General features: G+C 69.0%; 11 protein-coding genes and 1 pseudogene. 5 read left to right on the plus strand and 7 right to left on the minus strand.

All coding sequences use genetic code 11. The features are described 5' to 3' along the window. Window positions 1–60: 60 nt before the first annotated feature. The gene (locus tag ACWGO8_RS18280) at window positions 61–2,823 is read right to left on the minus strand and encodes an AAA family ATPase (RefSeq protein WP_452044374.1); all 2,763 of its coding nucleotides are present in this window, start codon (window positions 2,821–2,823) and stop codon (window positions 61–63) included. A 361-nt stretch (window positions 2,824–3,184) separates the two neighbouring features. Further along, window positions 3,185–3,772, minus strand: a complete 588-nt coding sequence (locus ACWGO8_RS18285; RefSeq protein WP_452044375.1) for a hypothetical protein — start codon at window positions 3,770–3,772, stop codon at window positions 3,185–3,187. Window positions 3,773–4,018: 246 nt separating this feature from the next. Between ACWGO8_RS18285 and ACWGO8_RS18290 the strand changes: the two genes are divergently transcribed. Together ACWGO8_RS18290 and ACWGO8_RS18295 are read left to right on the plus strand one after the other, a co-directional pair. Further along, window positions 4,019–5,203: a flavohemoglobin expression-modulating QEGLA motif protein gene (locus tag ACWGO8_RS18290; RefSeq protein WP_452044376.1), complete on the plus strand. Its 1,185-nt coding sequence runs from the start codon at window positions 4,019–4,021 to the stop codon at window positions 5,201–5,203. Further along, window positions 5,200–6,198: an ATP-grasp domain-containing protein gene (locus ACWGO8_RS18295; protein WP_452044377.1), complete on the plus strand. Its 999-nt coding sequence runs from the start codon at window positions 5,200–5,202 to the stop codon at window positions 6,196–6,198. The genes ACWGO8_RS18290 and ACWGO8_RS18295 overlap by 4 nt, the downstream gene beginning before the upstream one ends. Before the next feature lie 27 nt (window positions 6,199–6,225). Here the strand turns inward: ACWGO8_RS18295 and ACWGO8_RS18300 are convergent, their stop codons facing one another. After that, window positions 6,226–6,927: a hypothetical protein gene (locus ACWGO8_RS18300; RefSeq protein WP_452044378.1), complete on the minus strand. Its 702-nt coding sequence runs from the start codon at window positions 6,925–6,927 to the stop codon at window positions 6,226–6,228. A 155-nt stretch (window positions 6,928–7,082) separates the two neighbouring features. On the opposite strand from ACWGO8_RS18300, the gene ACWGO8_RS18305 reads away from it, so the two are divergent. Both ACWGO8_RS18305 and ACWGO8_RS18310 read left to right on the plus strand, forming a co-directional pair. Continuing rightward, on the plus strand, window positions 7,083–7,922 hold the full coding sequence (locus ACWGO8_RS18305; protein ID WP_452044379.1) for a helix-turn-helix domain-containing protein: 840 nt from the start codon (window positions 7,083–7,085) through the stop codon (window positions 7,920–7,922). 62 nt (window positions 7,923–7,984) lie between these two features. Further along, the gene (locus ACWGO8_RS18310) at window positions 7,985–8,566 is read left to right on the plus strand and encodes a dihydrofolate reductase family protein (RefSeq protein ID WP_452044380.1); all 582 of its coding nucleotides are present in this window, start codon (window positions 7,985–7,987) and stop codon (window positions 8,564–8,566) included. A 66-nt stretch (window positions 8,567–8,632) separates the two neighbouring features. On the opposite strand, the pseudogene ACWGO8_RS18315 reads toward ACWGO8_RS18310, so the two are convergent. Beyond that, window positions 8,633–9,560: pseudogene (locus tag ACWGO8_RS18315) on the minus strand (helix-turn-helix transcriptional regulator). A gap of 100 nt (window positions 9,561–9,660) precedes the next feature. Between ACWGO8_RS18315 and ACWGO8_RS18320 the strand changes: the two are divergent. Further along, complete coding sequence (locus ACWGO8_RS18320) at window positions 9,661–10,077, plus strand: cyclophilin-like fold protein (RefSeq protein ID WP_452044381.1); 417 nt, start codon at window positions 9,661–9,663, stop codon at window positions 10,075–10,077. A gap of 77 nt (window positions 10,078–10,154) precedes the next feature. On the opposite strand, the gene ACWGO8_RS18325 is transcribed toward ACWGO8_RS18320, so the two are convergent. The 3 genes from ACWGO8_RS18325 to ACWGO8_RS18335 are packed head-to-tail and all read right to left on the minus strand — an operon-like array spanning window position 10,155 to window position 15,186. Beyond that, complete coding sequence (locus tag ACWGO8_RS18325; RefSeq protein WP_452044382.1) at window positions 10,155–11,396, minus strand: hypothetical protein; 1,242 nt, start codon at window positions 11,394–11,396, stop codon at window positions 10,155–10,157. Then, entirely contained in the window at window positions 11,396–14,812 is a 3,417-nt protein-coding gene (locus tag ACWGO8_RS18330; protein ID WP_452044383.1) for a hypothetical protein, read from the minus strand. Before ACWGO8_RS18330 ends, ACWGO8_RS18325 begins: the two co-directional genes overlap by 1 nt. Continuing rightward, window positions 14,809–15,186, minus strand: a complete 378-nt coding sequence (locus ACWGO8_RS18335) for a hypothetical protein (RefSeq protein WP_452044384.1) — start codon at window positions 15,184–15,186, stop codon at window positions 14,809–14,811. Before ACWGO8_RS18335 ends, ACWGO8_RS18330 begins: the two co-directional genes overlap by 4 nt. Window positions 15,187–15,265: the final 79 nt, after the last annotated feature.

Below are 15,265 nucleotides of genomic sequence, written 5' to 3' on the forward strand. Positions count from 1 at the left end.
CGCGGCCGCCGCCGCGCCGGCCGGGAGCCACGAGCTCCCGGCCGGCATGCCGGTGCGAGGCTAGCCCGCGACCGCCTCGTAACTGGGGAGCGAGTTGCGAAGCGCCCTGCGGGAGTTGATCTGGAGCTTGAGGAAGACCTTCTTGAGATGCCATTCGACCGTGCGGGGACTCAGGTAGAGCGTGGCGCCGATCTCCGCGTTCGTCCTCCCGTCAGCGGCCAGTCGCGCCACGTGCGCCTCTTGCGGCGTGAGCTCCTCGTGCTGCGACGGCGTGCGTTTTCGGACCGTCTCGCCCGTCGCGAGCAGCTCGTCCCGAGCGCGTTCCGCGAACCCTTCGGCGCCCAGGTCCGTGAACATCGCGTGCGCGATCCGCAACTGCTCCCGGGCGTCGACTCGCCGGCCCTCTCGTCGAAGCCATTCGCCGAACACGAGGTGCGTGCGCGCCAGCTCCGGGCGCAATCGGGTGGTGCCGAGGGATCGGATCGCGGCGACGTAGTGCGGTTCGGCTTCGGCCGTCTCGCTGAGCAGGGCCGCGCAGCGCTCCGCGATTCCGACCGCCCATTCGGTGGCACCCACGCTGGTGCTCGCCGTGAGGCGCTCGAGCGATTCCGCCGCTCGGTGCGGTTGGCCGAGCCGAGCCGCCGCCTCGATGAGCTCCGCCGAGGCGAAGATCGAGACGAACCAGTCGGGCCAGGCATCCCACGCTCGTTGAGCGGCATCCAACGCCTCGTCATAGCGCCGCAGGCCGTTCAGGAGGATCGCGCGGGTCCAATGCGCCCACTGGAGCCCGAAGCCGGATCCGCTCTCGTCGGCCTTCCGCGTGGCCTGTTCCATCACGGCGAGGGCCGCGGATTCGCGACCGCGAAGGGCTCCCAGGAGCATCCCCCCGAATGGAGGAACCCGACTGCCGATCGCCTGGTTCACCGCATCCGCTTCGGCGCAGAGCCGGAGGGCGGCTTCGAATTGGCCCGTCATGACCATCGTGATCGCAGCACCGTTGAGGCCGAACGCGAGCGGGGTCAGGGCGCCGGCGTCTCGCGCCAGCTGCAGCTGCCGCATCGTGATCGCCTTCCGGCTCTCGAAGTCCCACGTCTCCAGCGCAGCGGCCGACGCGATGACGCTCCACCGCATGCCCCGGTCGACCGGAAGGTCCTCGACGAGGAACTCGCCGAGCGCGCGACGGATCGCGGGTGCGGCCGCCTCGCGACCGTCGGTCATCAGCACGGACATCGCGTAGAGGAGGAGGTCGGTGCCGTGCTGGTCGTCTCGGAAGAGTCGTCGCCCGCGCACGACGCGAGAGACCTCGCGCATGTCCGCGCCGGCACGGTCGCCTGCGAAGAGCGCCGCCCCCCATGCATCGAGGTAAGCCTCGCGCGCCAGGATCGGATCGAGCGGCTCGAGCCGTTCCGCAGCGGCGAGCAGAAGGGCGGGAACGTCGTCCAGCGCCCCCGAGGCCGAGGCGATCTGGGCATGCACCAGGTCGGCCCGAGCGCGGTGCAGCTCATCGGACGCGAGTTCGTCGGCCGTCTGGAGCACGTGCGACGCGGAGTCGAACTCGCCTGCATGCAGGCTCGCCTGAGCAGCCGCGAGGGCGCGTTCCGCCCGGGCGGTCGGGTCGGCCGTCAACTCGACCGAGCGCCTGAGGAACGCCGCCGCCGCGGAGAGGCCTCCTCGGGCGCGCGCTCGCCCCGCTGAGCGCTCGAGCTCCCGGGCGACGGTCTCGTCCGGTCCGATCGTCGCCGCCGCGAGGTGCCAGGCGCGTCGGTCGGGCTCGATCGTCGGGTCGATGGACTCGGCAAGCGCCAGGTGGACCGCGCGCCGATCCTGCGGCGACGCCGCGCGGTAGATCGCAGAGCGCACCAGCGGATGCCGGAACCGCACGCCGCTGTCGACGGTGAGCAGGCCCTCACCCTCCGTCGCCTCGGCGGCCGAGGCGTCGATGCCGAGCCGATCCGCGGCGCGCCAGAGCAGGATCGGATCATCCGCCGGCTCGGCTGCCGCGAGGAGGAGCAGGAGCCGCGCTTCCGGCGAGAGCGCCTCCAGGCGAGCGATGAAGGCCTCCTCGATGCGCTCGGGCAGCTCCCGTTCGTCACGCACGACGAAGGCGCCGGGGAGCTGCGTCGAGCTCAGCCGCCGGGGCAGCTCCAGCAGCGCAAGCGGATTGCCACGGGTCTCCGTCAGCAGTCGATCGCGCACGCGGGCGTCGAGTCGGCCGGGGATGACCGTCTGCAGGAGCGCGCGGGCGTCGTCGTCGGCGAGTCCTTCCAACCGCAGTTCCGGCAGGCCGTCGAGTGCGCGGTTCGCGGTCGGCTCCCGGACGGCGAAGACCATCGCGATCGAGTCGGCGAGCAGGCGCCTGGCGACGAAGGCGAGCGCCTGTCCCGAGGCGCTGTCGACCCATTGCGCATCATCGATGAGGCAGAGCATGGGCTGCTGCCCGGCCGCCTCGGAGAGGAGGCTGAGCGCGGCGAGCGACACGAGGAACGGGTCGGGCGTCTCCCCCTCGATGAGCCCCAGTGCAACGCTGAGCGCGACCGCCTGCGGAGGAGGAATCGACTCCACTCGATCGAGGATCGGCCGGCAGAGTTGATGCAGGGACGCGAACGGCAGCTGCATCTCCGACTGCACGCCGGCCGTGCGCCGGAGTTGGAGGCCCGAACCGTGTTCGGCGCAGTGGCTCAGGAGGCTCGTCTTGCCCACCCCGGCCTCGCCGCGGATCACCAGCACGGCGCCATGACCGCCTCGTGCCTGCGTCACGAGAGCGTCCAGCATCTCTCGCTCGCGCGCACGACCCAGGAGGATCCCGTCCTCGTGCACGCCCATGGTGAGGCCTCCTCGCAGCCGGTCCCGCTCGATCCTGCCGGTGACGAGGGAACGCGATGGGCCAGGCATCGCGTCGTCGCATCGGGCTGTCGGAGTCAATCCGGTGGCGGCACGGAGAGGCAAGATACGAGGGAGGCTCGCTTCGCTCGGAGTGTAATCCGGGGCGTGATCCGCCGCAATCGAGTCGGCTCCCCCGCCGCGAGACCGTCGAGCAGGCCGGACCGGCCTCTGACCGGAGTGTTCCAGTGGTGGTGCGCCGGCGCGGCCGGAGGTCGGGCCGCGCGCGGGCAGCGCCGCGGTGTGCGGCATCCACCCATCTCACCAAGCTGATGCCGGGCAATCGAGCCGCGAACGAGGCGGCTCAGTCGCCGAGGTAGGTCGCGATGTCCTCGCAGAAGTCGCGGTCCTCGGTGTCGAATCGGCCGTGGAACCCGATCTGGCCGTCGACCTCGATGAACTCGTCGTCATCGGGATCCGCCGGCGTGCCGCTGTGGTCGAAGATCACGGCGCCTTCGACAAGGCCGGTGTTCTGGAACAGGGACGTCCCGTCGAGCCGGACCTTCGTCGAGCTCGCGTCCTTGAAGTGGATCGTGAGGGTGCCGTCGCCGTTGTCGACGACGTCGGCGTCGCGATAGTTGCCGTGAGCAGCATTCACGAGGGTGTTGCCGTTCGCGGAGTACGCGGTATCGGTCGTGTACGTGCCCGCGAAGCGGATGAGGCCGTCACGCTGTGTGGTGATGCGGTCGATGCCGCTTCCGTCGAAGGTCTCGGTGACGTCGAAATCGACGACGTCGGGCGGGCACCAGCCGTCCTCGCCGACGGCATGGACGACGGTGTACGAATCCTCCCAGGGGATGATCTGCACCGGGCCGGCCGACGCCGGCGCTGCGACGCTGATGCTCAGCATGAATCCGGCTCCGATGCCGCTGATGAGGACTGAGCGCTTCATGGTGCTCCCCTGTCTCGCCGCCCCGAACATGAGCATATGTCGTGTTCCGCACGCTACTCCCGGGGGTGCGGGGCGGTCACCCCCCGTTCGCGCCGGAGGCGCGGGCGCAGGCGCAGGCTCGGTGCATGCTCGTCCGCACACACCACGGAGGCCCGATTGCAAGGGGTTTCTGTGGTCCAGGTCGAGAAGTACCGTGTGACCACCGGAAAGGGGACTCGGATGACTGGCAACGACGATGAACGGACCGTGACGTCATCACCGACCGAGCAGCTGGCGCCCGCACTCGAGATCGACGCCCGGCTCACCGAGATCGAGCGTCGCGTGAACCTGCTCGTCAACGTCACGCCACTCAACGCGGCGGAGGCGTGGACGGACTTCGAACGGAGTGACTTCGGCACGGCCCCCACACTGCGGCTGCGTCCGTTGGACTTCGATCCGGACCTGGCACAGCGTGACCTGTACGACCTCCAGGTCGAGAACGTGGACGACCCCGCGCTGCACACGCTCTTCCGGGCGAAGCGAGACGAGATCGCCCGGCAGATCACCGCGCTGGAGGACCGCGACACGTCACGGTTCCTCTACGGGTCGCTCCAGCTCTACGGAACGGTGGCCACCCCGCTGGCCACGGCGGCGGCGGAGCTGCTCGAGACGATCCCCCCGCAGGCGCCCAGCACCCAGACCGTCACGGCCGGGGCCTTCGCCGAGGCGGCCCGTGCGGAGTTCGAGCGCTACCGCGCCGTGTACCCGGACTTCCCGGTCAACGTCGAGGTCCGGGACGACATCTCCGAGCTGATGGTGTCGTTCGGCCACCTGCTCATCCCGGAGTCCGCCGCCTTCCGGGCCGACCGGGTCGAGCCGTTGCTGCACCACGAGGTCGGCACCCACGTGGTCACGTACCAGAACGGGGCCCGGCAGCCACTGACCCTGCTCACCATCGGCCTGCCCGGCTACGACGAGACCCAGGAGGGCCTCGCCGTGCTCGCCGAGTACCTGACCGGCGGGTTGGACCCGCGGCGACTGCGCGTGCTCGCGGCGCGAGTGGTCGCGGTCGGCAAGATGCTCGACGGCGCCGGCTTCCAGGACATCTTCGAGTCGCTGCGGAGCGACCACCGCATACCGGCACGGACCGCGTGGTCCATCGCCATCCGGGTCGTCGTCGGGGGCGGTTCGGTGAAGGACGCGATCTACCTGCGCGGGATCACGCGCATCCTCGACGCCATCGCAGAAGGCAGCCGCCTCGACGTCCTGCTCGTCGGCAAGCTCGCGTTGGACCACATCCCCCTGGTGCAGGACCTCCTCGACCGCGAAGTGCTCCATGCGCCGTGGGTTCGGCCACGCTGGCTCGACGTGCCCGGTGCACAAGAGCGGCTGGACAGGCTCCGCGCGGGCGCGACGGTCACCGACCTCTACGAAGGGAGCGTGGCGGCATGAGGCTCGCATTCCTCGTCAACGACGTCGACACCGAGATCGACGAGTACACGACCACCCGACTCGCCAGGGCCGCAGCCAGGAGCGGGCACGAGACCTGGTACGTCGGCGTGGGCGACCTCGAGTTCGGCAGCAGCGACGGGCTGTTCGCGGCGCGTGCTCGCGCCGCGAGGTGGAAGAGCGAGGACACTCTCGCGAGCTTCATGGAGGGGATCAAATCCCGCGACACCGAGCGGATCGTCATGGATGAGCTGGATGCGCTCGTCCTGCGCAACGAGTCGATCGACGACCTGCAGGAGCGCCCGTGGGCCAGCCCGATGGGCGTGGTGTTCGGACAGATGCTCGCGGAACGCGGCGTGACGGTGGTCAACGACCCGAACACCCTGCATCGAGCGACCAGCAAGCTCTACCTGGAGGAGTTCCCCGAGACGATCCGACCACGGTCGCTGGTGACACGAGATCCGGCGGCGATCGAGCGGTTCGTCGACGAAGTCGGCCACTGCGTCGTCAAGCCGCTGTACGGGGCCAAGGGCCGCAACGTCTTCATGATCGAGGGCCCGGAGGAGACCAACCTCGCGCAGATGACGGAGGCGGTCCTGCAGGACGGCTACGCCATCATCCAGGAGTTCATCGACGGAGCCGAGGACGGCGACGCCCGGATCTTCCTGCTCGACGGCCGCATCCTCGAGCGCGACGGCAGGCCGGCCGCCTTCCGACGCGTGCCCAGCGGCAACGACCCCCGCGCCAACATCAGCACCGGTGGACGCTCGGTGCCCCTCGAGGTCGGTGACGCCGAGCTCGGCATCGTCGAGGCGATGGGCGACAAGCTCGTCGCCGATGGCATGTTCCTCGTGGGCATCGACGTGATCGGCAGCCAGGTGGTGGAGATCAATGCGGAGAGCCCCGGCGGGTTCCAGAGCGTCGAGCGGCTCTACGACATCGACATCGCCGAGACCGTCATCGAAGCCCTGGAGCGCCGCGCGGGCCCGGGGTCTTGAGTCGTCCCGCAGGTCCTTCCTCCGACGTCACGAACGACCCGCATCCGCCCAGTCGTTCTCCAACTCGACGCCGTTTGTGTCGAGCGCCGACTCGAACGTGATGAACACGTCGACGAGTGCATCCCGATCGGTGAAGTACCGCGCGTAGTAGGCCTCGAGCTCGGGGGCGAACCCGCCGTCGAGCTCGACCTGGGAACCGAGGTAGGCGAACAGCTCGCTGGCACGGTTCTCGGACCGGTCCCCGACCGACGCCGCGATCTGTCCGTGCACGACGTCGGCGGCAGGCACCCGCACGATCTCCGCCTCGACGAGCGCATCGACCTCATCGCGCTCGGCGGGATCCAGCCGGGCGTACACGGCGTGCAGCAGCTCGTGCGCGGCCGTCGTCACCATCATCGGCCGCAGTCGCGCATCGTCGGGCCTGAAGATCGAGATGACGTCGTACCCGCTGTAGCACCCGACCGTCGTGCCGCCGTCGGAGTCATCGGGCTCGGATGCGCGCTGGTCGCAAGCCTGCGACAACTCGTCCTCGTCGCGGAATCGTGGCCGGGCATCGAAGAAGATCTCACGTCCCTCCGCCGTGAGGTACGCCTCATCGGCGAGAGCCGCGATCTCATCGTCGGGCCGGTCGAAGATGAGTCCTCCGGGGGTCGTGAGCTCGACCATCACCATGAGTCCGCCGAAGGTCAGCACGCTGACGAGCACGACGGTGAGTGCGTTCCGGGTCACGGTGGCGAGTATGCCACGACCGGATGTCCCAGCCGGTCTGCACGGCGGCGGCCGACGTACCCATCCGACCTGCGGTCCGTACCACCAGACGGAAGACGTGCACAGCATCGGTCGAAGCGCGTGATGCCCGGTGGGCCGTCGGCGATGATGTCATCGTGGAGTATGTGTCGAGGGTGCCCGGTCCGCCGCTGGACGGGCTGATCGACGACCTCTACTACTTGGCGGGCGCCCCGCCGTACTCCCGGTTGTTGCTGCCGGCGGCGCCCGCGCCGTTGCTCATCGTCAACCTCGGGTCTGCATTTCTCATCGGAACAGGCACCGACGGAGACGTCGTGGAATACGCCGACGGCTGCGCAGTCACCACGCCCACTCGTGCGTGGGAGTTCGGCTACCCGACCCCGACCCGGTCCGTCGGCGTCCACTTCAAGCCATGGGGGCTGGCACCGTTCCTTCCGATGCCCGCGGCCGAGTTGTGCGACCGACCGGCGACGGTTCAGCAGATCTGGGGCGAGTCCGCTGTCGCCGAGTTGCACGACCGACTGGCCTCGGCGGACGCACCGCACGAGATGCTGATGGTGCTCGAAGAAGAACTGGTGCGACGGATGCGCGCGATCGACGGCCTGGACATCGTCCGCCACGTGAGCACCGCCATCGCGGAGACCGGCGGAGCGGTGCCGATCAGCGACCTCGGCGTGACAGCCCGCGCCAGCAGCACGTACGTGGCGAAGCGGTTCAGGGAGATCGTCGGCGTCACGCCGAAGCGGCTGGCGCGCAGCTGCCGGTTCACCTTCACCGTGTTGGCGATCGACGTGGCCGCACCGATCGACTGGAGCGACGTCGCCGCCCGCGCGGGCTACTTCGACCAGGCCCACTTCGTCCACGAGTTCCGGGAGTTCACCGGGCTCACGCCGACCCGGTATGTCGAAGTCCGGCAACGCTTCCTCCGCGAACATCCCGACCACGCGCTGGATGGCTGGCCGCTTCCGGCCGATTGATTTCCTACAAGAGCGACCACGCGCGACACACGAGACTTGGGACTCCAGACAGAGGAGGAACCGTGGGCAACATCGTCATGAACGCGTCGGTCTCGGTGGACGGCTTCATCGCGGACGAGAACGACGATCCCGGTCCACTGTTCGAATGGCTGGTCAGCGGTGACGTGCCGTTGGACGACAGCGGCGTACTGAACGTGTCGCAAGCGTCCTACGACCACATCCGGCCGTACTGGGACCAGATCGCGGTGACGATCGCGGGCCGCCACGTCTTCGACATCACGGACGGCTGGGACGGGACGCCTCCGAGCGGGGTCGACCACGTCGTCGTCGTGACGCACCGGCCGGCGCCCGCGGGCTGGGACCGCAACGCCTCGTTCCACTTCGTCGACGGCATCGAGGCGGCGGTGACCAAGGCGAGGGAGCTCGCGGGTGACCGCACTGTCGAGATCGCGGCCGGCGACGTCGGCGGCCAGATGCTCGCGGCAGGTCTGGTCGACGAGGTGCGGATGGACGTCGCACCCATCGTGCTCGGCTCCGGCAAGCGCTACTTCGGCCCGGTCGACGCGCAGCACCTGCTGGAAGACCCAGACATCGTCGTCCGCGGCAGCCGAGTGCTCCACCTGCGCTATCGCGTGCGCCATTGACCCATCCGATACACGGCCCCGCTGTGACTGGCACGTGGCGGGCGCGACTCCAACGCTGCCGCGGGCTCACCCGCTACGGCGCGTCGGCGGATGGCGCTGCGCGGCGTCGCGGGCGTCGGACCGTTCAACCGACTCGCCATTCGACGAGGCCCATGTTCCGAGCAAGAGGAGAGCATCCTGGTCCTGAGATCCGGGCCCGGCGGAGAGCACGGTGAGTTGCACCGCGGGCTGCCCGACGAGGTCGAGCCCGTCGTAGTGCAACGTGAGGTCGCCGACCACATGGTGATGGATGCGCTTGATTCCGGTCTCGTGGTGCCAGACGTCGTGTCGACCCCACAACTCGCGGAAGTGATCGCTCCGTGTCGACAGCTCGCCGACGAGGTCGTGGAGTCGCTTGTCGTGGGGGTCACGGCCGGCTTCAGTGCGGAGTTGGGCGACGTTCGTGCGCGCGGCGGCGTCCCAGTCCGGGTAGAACCGGCGCGCGACCGGCTCCAGGAAGATGAATCGCGCGAAGTTCGGTGGCGAGGTCGTCGCGGTCGTGATCATCTCATCCATCAGTGCGCCACCAAGCGCGTTCCATGCGAGCAGGTCGGTGCGCCCGTTGCCGATCAGGGCGGCTGCGGAGGTCATCGAGTCGAGGACCCACTGGATGCTCTCCGACGGGCGCCAGGTGGGCGGAGGCGTGCGACTCGTGCGGCGTCCCACTCCGACGCCGTCGGCTCGGCGGGCGAGGCGGTAGAGGTGCTCGCGTTCGGCGTCATCCATGAGCAGGGCCTTGGCGAGTCCGTCCAGCACGGCGTCGGATGCTCCGGCGAGTCCGCCGCGCTCCAGGCGCGCGTAGTACTCCACGCTGACGCCCGCGAGCGCGGCGGCCTCACCGCGCCGCAGCCCGGGTACCCGGCGGTCGCCGCCGGGGGGGGAGGCCGACCTGCTCGGGTTCGACTCGCGCGCGACGCGACATGAGGAATTCGCGTACCTCCGAACGGTGATCCATGTCCCAAGGCTAGGCGGGCGCTTCCGGCTGTGGGATGCCCTGCGAGGACACCTCAGACCCGGGACTCCCGCGCGCATTCGACAGACCGGATGCTCAGGTCATGACCTTCCGAATGCTCGCACCGATCGTCGCCGCTCTCCTGCTCGCGGGCGCGCCGGCGTGTTCGGCCATCCCTGACCGGCCTGCGCCCGAGGCCGTCGCGGTCCTGAACATCCCGGCGACTCAGCTCGAGGAGCGCCTTCCGGTCGATCTCGAGCTCGACGACCGGATGGGCACCGCACAGGTGGCCAAGCTCGCCGCCGCCCTCGACACCGCTGGAGCAGTTCCAGTCGACGACTACCGCGCGGGCGACGTGGCGTACTCGGCCGCCGAGCAGAGCCTGGTCGTCTTCCTCGTCGATGGCATTGCCGAGCCGTCGGATGGCCTGGTCGACGTCGGGCGAGTCATGTCGGGAATGGACGGCCTTTCGAGCTGCGCTCGCGCGTGCACACTTCGCCTCTCGGCTCCTCGCGACTGAAGATCGACGTCGGATCCGGGCCCGCCGCTGACGCACGGGTGCCAGCGCTCCGCAGATCGCTCCCGCCTATATTCGGTTCATTTCGGCGGCGGTCGCAACCGCACGACCTTCTTGAGTTCCTGGTCGAACCGGGTTCCGAGGTGCTCCATCCAGGACAGCACGGTGTCCTTCACGTCCGACTGCGCACCGGCTGCTGCCGCTCGATCCGCCCAGGACGATGGCCCCCACGAGGCATCCGCCGCCTTGGTGTACTGATCGAGGCGCGCATTCCGTTCGGCCCATTGCCTGGCGTAGGTGGTTCCCTGCTCCCTCGGATGTTCGCTGCGCGATTCCGCCACCAACGGTCCGAATCGTTCGGTCCAGTACGCCACGAGTTTCGGGGACGCATCCACACGGAATCGGCTGGGTGAGATGCTGATCCCCGTGAACGTGACCGGCGCGAGTTTCACCCAGATCAGCGCCTCGACCAGCAATCGAGCGGTGCGACGGTACGCACCCAGATCCTCCGGCACCTTCGGAATAGATGCCTGTGCGGCAACCTCCGCGACACTCACCTTGCGGGCACGGACCATCGCGGTCAATGCAGCTGCGGTCGACCTGCTCGCGTGCCGGAGCGCGGCGGTGTGCGCCATGCACTGGTCGAGAAGGGTGACGCCCGGGCTGTCACCCGCCGGAAGGGGCGAAGGTCGTGGGCCTGGAGCGCCTTGGGCGAGCGTGACCCCGCTCTGCGAAAGCCCTTCGCTCACTCCCTGGAACGAGGAACTTGCGATCGCCTTGTCGATCGGACGATCCGTCCCGGTGACCAAGTCCTCCTCGAGCGATTCGAGCAGGCTTGCGATCTTCTGTGTCGACACCGGCTTGATGCTGCCGGCGGCCGGCTGGTACTCGTAGACCTTCCCCGCGTAGGCGAAGAACTCGATCTTGGAGTCCTTGGCGAATGTCCGGCTGGCCTTCTGGAGCGCGGAGGTGTTGGCAAGGGCGTGAAGCGCTCTCGCGGTGATCGCCTGGATGATCATCCCGCCGTACGGCGAGTTGGTCATGAAGCCGAGGAACGCGGACGCGATCAACTCGGGCCAGGTCGTCTCGGTGGCCTTCTCGAGCACGGCGATCCGGACGTCCTGCACTTGCTCGGCTGCGAGCGTGATCGCGTCGAGCGGCAATTGACCCAGTTCGAGCTCTCGATCGAGCCACCGATCGATCAGGAAGCCGGCATCCTCGATGTCGTTCCCGGTGAGCTGCCACCATGCCGGCGGGGTGAAGTCGACAGGCTCTGCCGTCGCCGGCCGGGGACGGAGATCGGCGTTCGTCGGCTCTGGCATCAGGCTCGAGTTACGTCGTAGCCGGGCCGGACGCGGTGATCGTGGTCGTCCCCGGCGAGACCCACGTCGTCGAGATCCTCGCGGGCCGGATCACACGCGGTCGCGTAGGTGGGCATGGGCGTACCGTCCAGGGCGACGAGGGTCGTGGGAACGACCACGCTCCAGGGGCTCCCGCTCGGCTTGCCACCCTGCTGGCTGTTCTGCGACTCTCTGATCTCCTCGGCGATATCGAGGTAGGGACCGACCGCCGGGAGCGGGCTCGCAGCACTGATGGCGGCACTCGGCAGTCGCAGGCTGAGGCGAGATTGGACGACGCGTTCGAAACCGGGTCGCACGGGTAGGACCACCCTCGCTGAACCCGAACGGAGGAACTGCGCGAACAGGGGGTCGGCGTCCTGGCGCGCCAACGCCTCGGGCCAGTCCTCCCGGCCGGTCCAGAAGTACGGGTAGAGGGAGTAGGTCATGTTCTGCCACTCGAACGCCTGCTCGTAGAACGCCACCAGCCGTGCGGCCTCCCCCGCGCGCTCCAGGTCCATGGATGGGGCGGTGGGTTCCGGCGGATCCCCGGTCGGAACCGGATCGCCGGTGGTGACCACATCGAGAACGGATGCCTCCGGCGCGCCGAGCAGGGTGATGACGGATCGCTTCAGCTCATTGCGGATGGTCTCGGCGTTCTCCAGCGGGTTGCGCCCGCTGATGGAGATCCCGCGTGCGATCTGCGCCTGGGCCACTGCACTGCGCCAGTCGGTCTCCCACGCGGAGTGGGCGGCGAGGATCGCGTTGTACGCCTCCTGCTGCCAACGTGCTTCCGCGGTCGTGAGGTGCGCCAGGACTTCGAGCGTGAGGGAGAAGCCCTGTCCCCCGCTCGTGCTGATGGCGATCGGGAGCATCGCGCTGTCCGAGGTCGTCGTCGTGATCTCGGGTGGTGTCGTGCCGCTCTGGCCCCAGTTGAAGACCCCGCTCACTTTGTGCGCGCCGGGCGGCGCCCACGTCAGGTTCGGACCTACGGCCAGTTCGAGCCCAGGCCGGAATCCTCCGACGGCTGAGGCCATGAACGCGAGCAGTCCCGCCAGTGGCGGTGAGGCGGTGGCGCCGAACGTCGGAACGATGTAGGTCGTCAGCAGCCCGATGTCGTCGAGGTCGATCGGAGGCCGAGGCATGGCCGATGGATCCCACGCCAGCCACATCTCGATCAGCTGTCGGAGTCTGTCCTGCTTCTCCCGTGGCGCAGCCGGAATGGCGGTACCGGTGTTCGCCCGCAGGACCATGCGCTCCGCATCGGAGATCCGGTCTCCGTAGAGCCCGGACGGGCCGTCGACCAGGACGCAGGCTTCGAACCGCAACGGGAGGTAACCCTCGGGCAGTGTCAACTCCCGCGCGGACTTGAACAGGCGCGGACTGACGCCCGACGGCGCGCTTGCGCCACCGCTCGCGGCAGGCGCCTGTTGGGGCGATTCCTGCGACCAGGCGAACGGCACGGTGACGAAGAACTCGGGCGGCGGCGGGAATTCGGCGACGCGGAACGTCGCGGCGAGCGTCTGCCAGTTCGACGCGGCGATGCGCTGCGGCGCGAGCGCGATGTCGGTTCCCGGGATCACGAGCCGAGGTGGTGGGTCAGCGTCGACCTGGAGGTCAGTTCCGAGCTCGGCCGCGAATCGATACCCGACGGACGGGTCGGGGACCCCAACATCGAGCAGGACCCTCAGCCCATAGTTGTAGACCTGCGCGCAGTAGCGCTTGTTAACCCAGCGATAGACCCCGACGGTGTTCTGGCTCGACCCCTGGAGACGGTGCTCGTTCTCCTCGGTGATCGTGTTGCGCGTGAGCGATCGACGAACCTGCTCGGTGCTCGTGCACAGCCGATCAGTGGCTCGTTCCGTCACGTCCTGGGCGAACCGGGTGCTGACCCTCGTCGTCTCGCTCTCCGACTTCGACTGGGCGACGCCCACCGTCGCGGTGGCGCTCACGTACGGGCCGTAGCTCGCGCTGATGGTGCCGCCCGCGTTGAAGCTCTCGTCCCGATCGATCACGGACTGGGTCTCCGTGCCCAGCTCCGACCGTGTGGTCGTCTGCTGGTCGCGCTGCTGCTCCTCCTCGCGCCGTTCGGTCTCGATCATCTCGGACTCGGTGACATCCACCACCTGGTGTCGTCGGATCTTGGTCTCGCCGGCGAGGACGTTCTCCACGTGTGCGATCTCGCCGAGTTCGTACCCGGCGAGGGTCTGGCGCACCACCTTCAGGTCGCCCAGGACCGGCGGTGAGAGGAGGCGTCCTGGACTGACATCCACGCCGGCGGCGGCTGCGGTCGCCGAGGCGGCGCCGGGGACGGCTGCCTTCAGCCACGGGCGCAGCCGGAGGTTCTCGGCCGCGATCGCCCTGCGGCGGAAGATCTCACGGTCGGCAACGGCAGCACTCGCGGCGTGATCGGTCAGGGCCCGATCGGCGGCGCGGTCGAGGCGACTGAGCGCGTTCGGGATGGAGTCATCCCCGAACTCCGCCAAGGCCTCTCGGGTCGCATCGCTCAACCCCGGCAGTGCGTCCATCCGCAGTGCGAGGTCAGGAGGCGCGCCGGCATCCGCCAGGGGCTCGACGGCGGTCGCGGTCGGGTCGACCGAGCGGAGCGCGGTCTTGATCTCCTCGCCGGCCGACGTGAGCCACCGGTATCTCTTCAACGCCTCGGAGAGGCTCGGCTCCTCCGTGATCGTTGTCGGACGGACGGTCGGCTGCGGCGAGGCCGGCTGGACCTCGAGATCGCCGGGCAGCACGACCACCGCCTCCCGGAGGAGCGCGTCCAACTCCTGGCCGGAAGGGGTGGACCCGCCGGAGAGACGTTCCAGCAGCGCCCAGATGACGAGGAGGCGCTTGAGGTCGACGACCTGCTGGGGACTCGCCGTCGAGGCGTATGTGACGGCGAGGAAGCTGTCGGCTGCCTTGGCCCACTCGAGATGCACCGGGGCCGCGAGCAGCAGGTCCGCCAGCTGGGCCCTCGGATCCGTGCCGTCGGCCAGCCGCAACAGCTCACTGCGAGCGGCCTTGCCGACCGCCTTGCCGTCTCGATCGGGGTCGTCCTCCATCTCGAGGAGGATGGCGTCGACGGCCTGCACGACTTGCGTCGCCTGGTCCAGGGAACCGATCCAGCGGTCGCTTTCGCTCATGAATCGATCCGCCAGCGCCCGCAGGTTGTCGGGATCGCCACCCGCTGCCCGCAGGCTGACGTGGAAGTCGGTGTTCTCCGCCGGGTCGTACGTCATCGCGCGCAGGAGCGAACGGCGCGTCGCTCGCTCGGGGTCTCGAATGGCGACGAACCGGAACAGGTCCTCGGTGACCATGATTGTCCTGCCGATCTGCAATTTCCGCGATTTCGAGGCCTCGCTGCCCGGTGGCCGGTGTTCCGCCGCGGTGAACGGAACGCTCACGTCCTGTCATGGAGGTCTCGTTCGAACTCCTCGAGCGATTCCCTGAGGTGCTGGTGCTGCCGACACCGTCGACGTGTGGCGAGGATCGCGCCGGCGAGATCGATCGGACCCTCGATCGGGAGGTCGCCCGATGACAGGTAGGCGACGAGCGAGCTGCCGCCGACTGCAGCGGCGAAGTCCGCAGCGGTTCGGATCGGATAGGTCCCGGACCGACTCGCGATCCTCGCCACCGCGACCGCGGCGAGTCTCGCATCGGGCAGGAGGGACAAGACCGCATCCATCGCGTCGGCGTCGGCGATTGTCAGGTCGTCGGACGGCTCGGGTTGGTCGACGCATCCGTCCTGTGATCGCCAGTCCACGTTCACCTCCCCCACGGTTCTGCACGCTAGGCGGCGCGGCTCGAGGCCGCTATGCGCAGAACTGCCCACACGCGCCGGCTCCGAGCGCCGTACG

The sequence above is a fragment of the Agromyces sp. NPDC055661 genome (assembly GCF_053618135.1).

Bases quoted from the DNA above. Each gene is read 5' to 3' on its own strand.
- ACWGO8_RS18325 (WP_452044382.1), bottom strand. From the start codon at position 11,396: ATGCCAGAGCCGACGAACGCCGATCTCCGTCCCCGGCCGGCGACGGCA.
- ACWGO8_RS18295 (WP_452044377.1), top strand. From the start codon at position 5,200: ATGAGGCTCGCATTCCTCGTCAACGACGTCGACACCGAGATCGACGAG.
- ACWGO8_RS18320 (WP_452044381.1), top strand. From the start codon at position 9,661: ATGACCTTCCGAATGCTCGCACCGATCGTCGCCGCTCTCCTGCTCGCG.
- ACWGO8_RS18280 (WP_452044374.1), bottom strand. From the start codon at position 2,823: ATGGGCGTGCACGAGGACGGGATCCTCCTGGGTCGTGCGCGCGAGCGA.
- ACWGO8_RS18285 (WP_452044375.1), bottom strand. From the start codon at position 3,772: ATGAAGCGCTCAGTCCTCATCAGCGGCATCGGAGCCGGATTCATGCTG.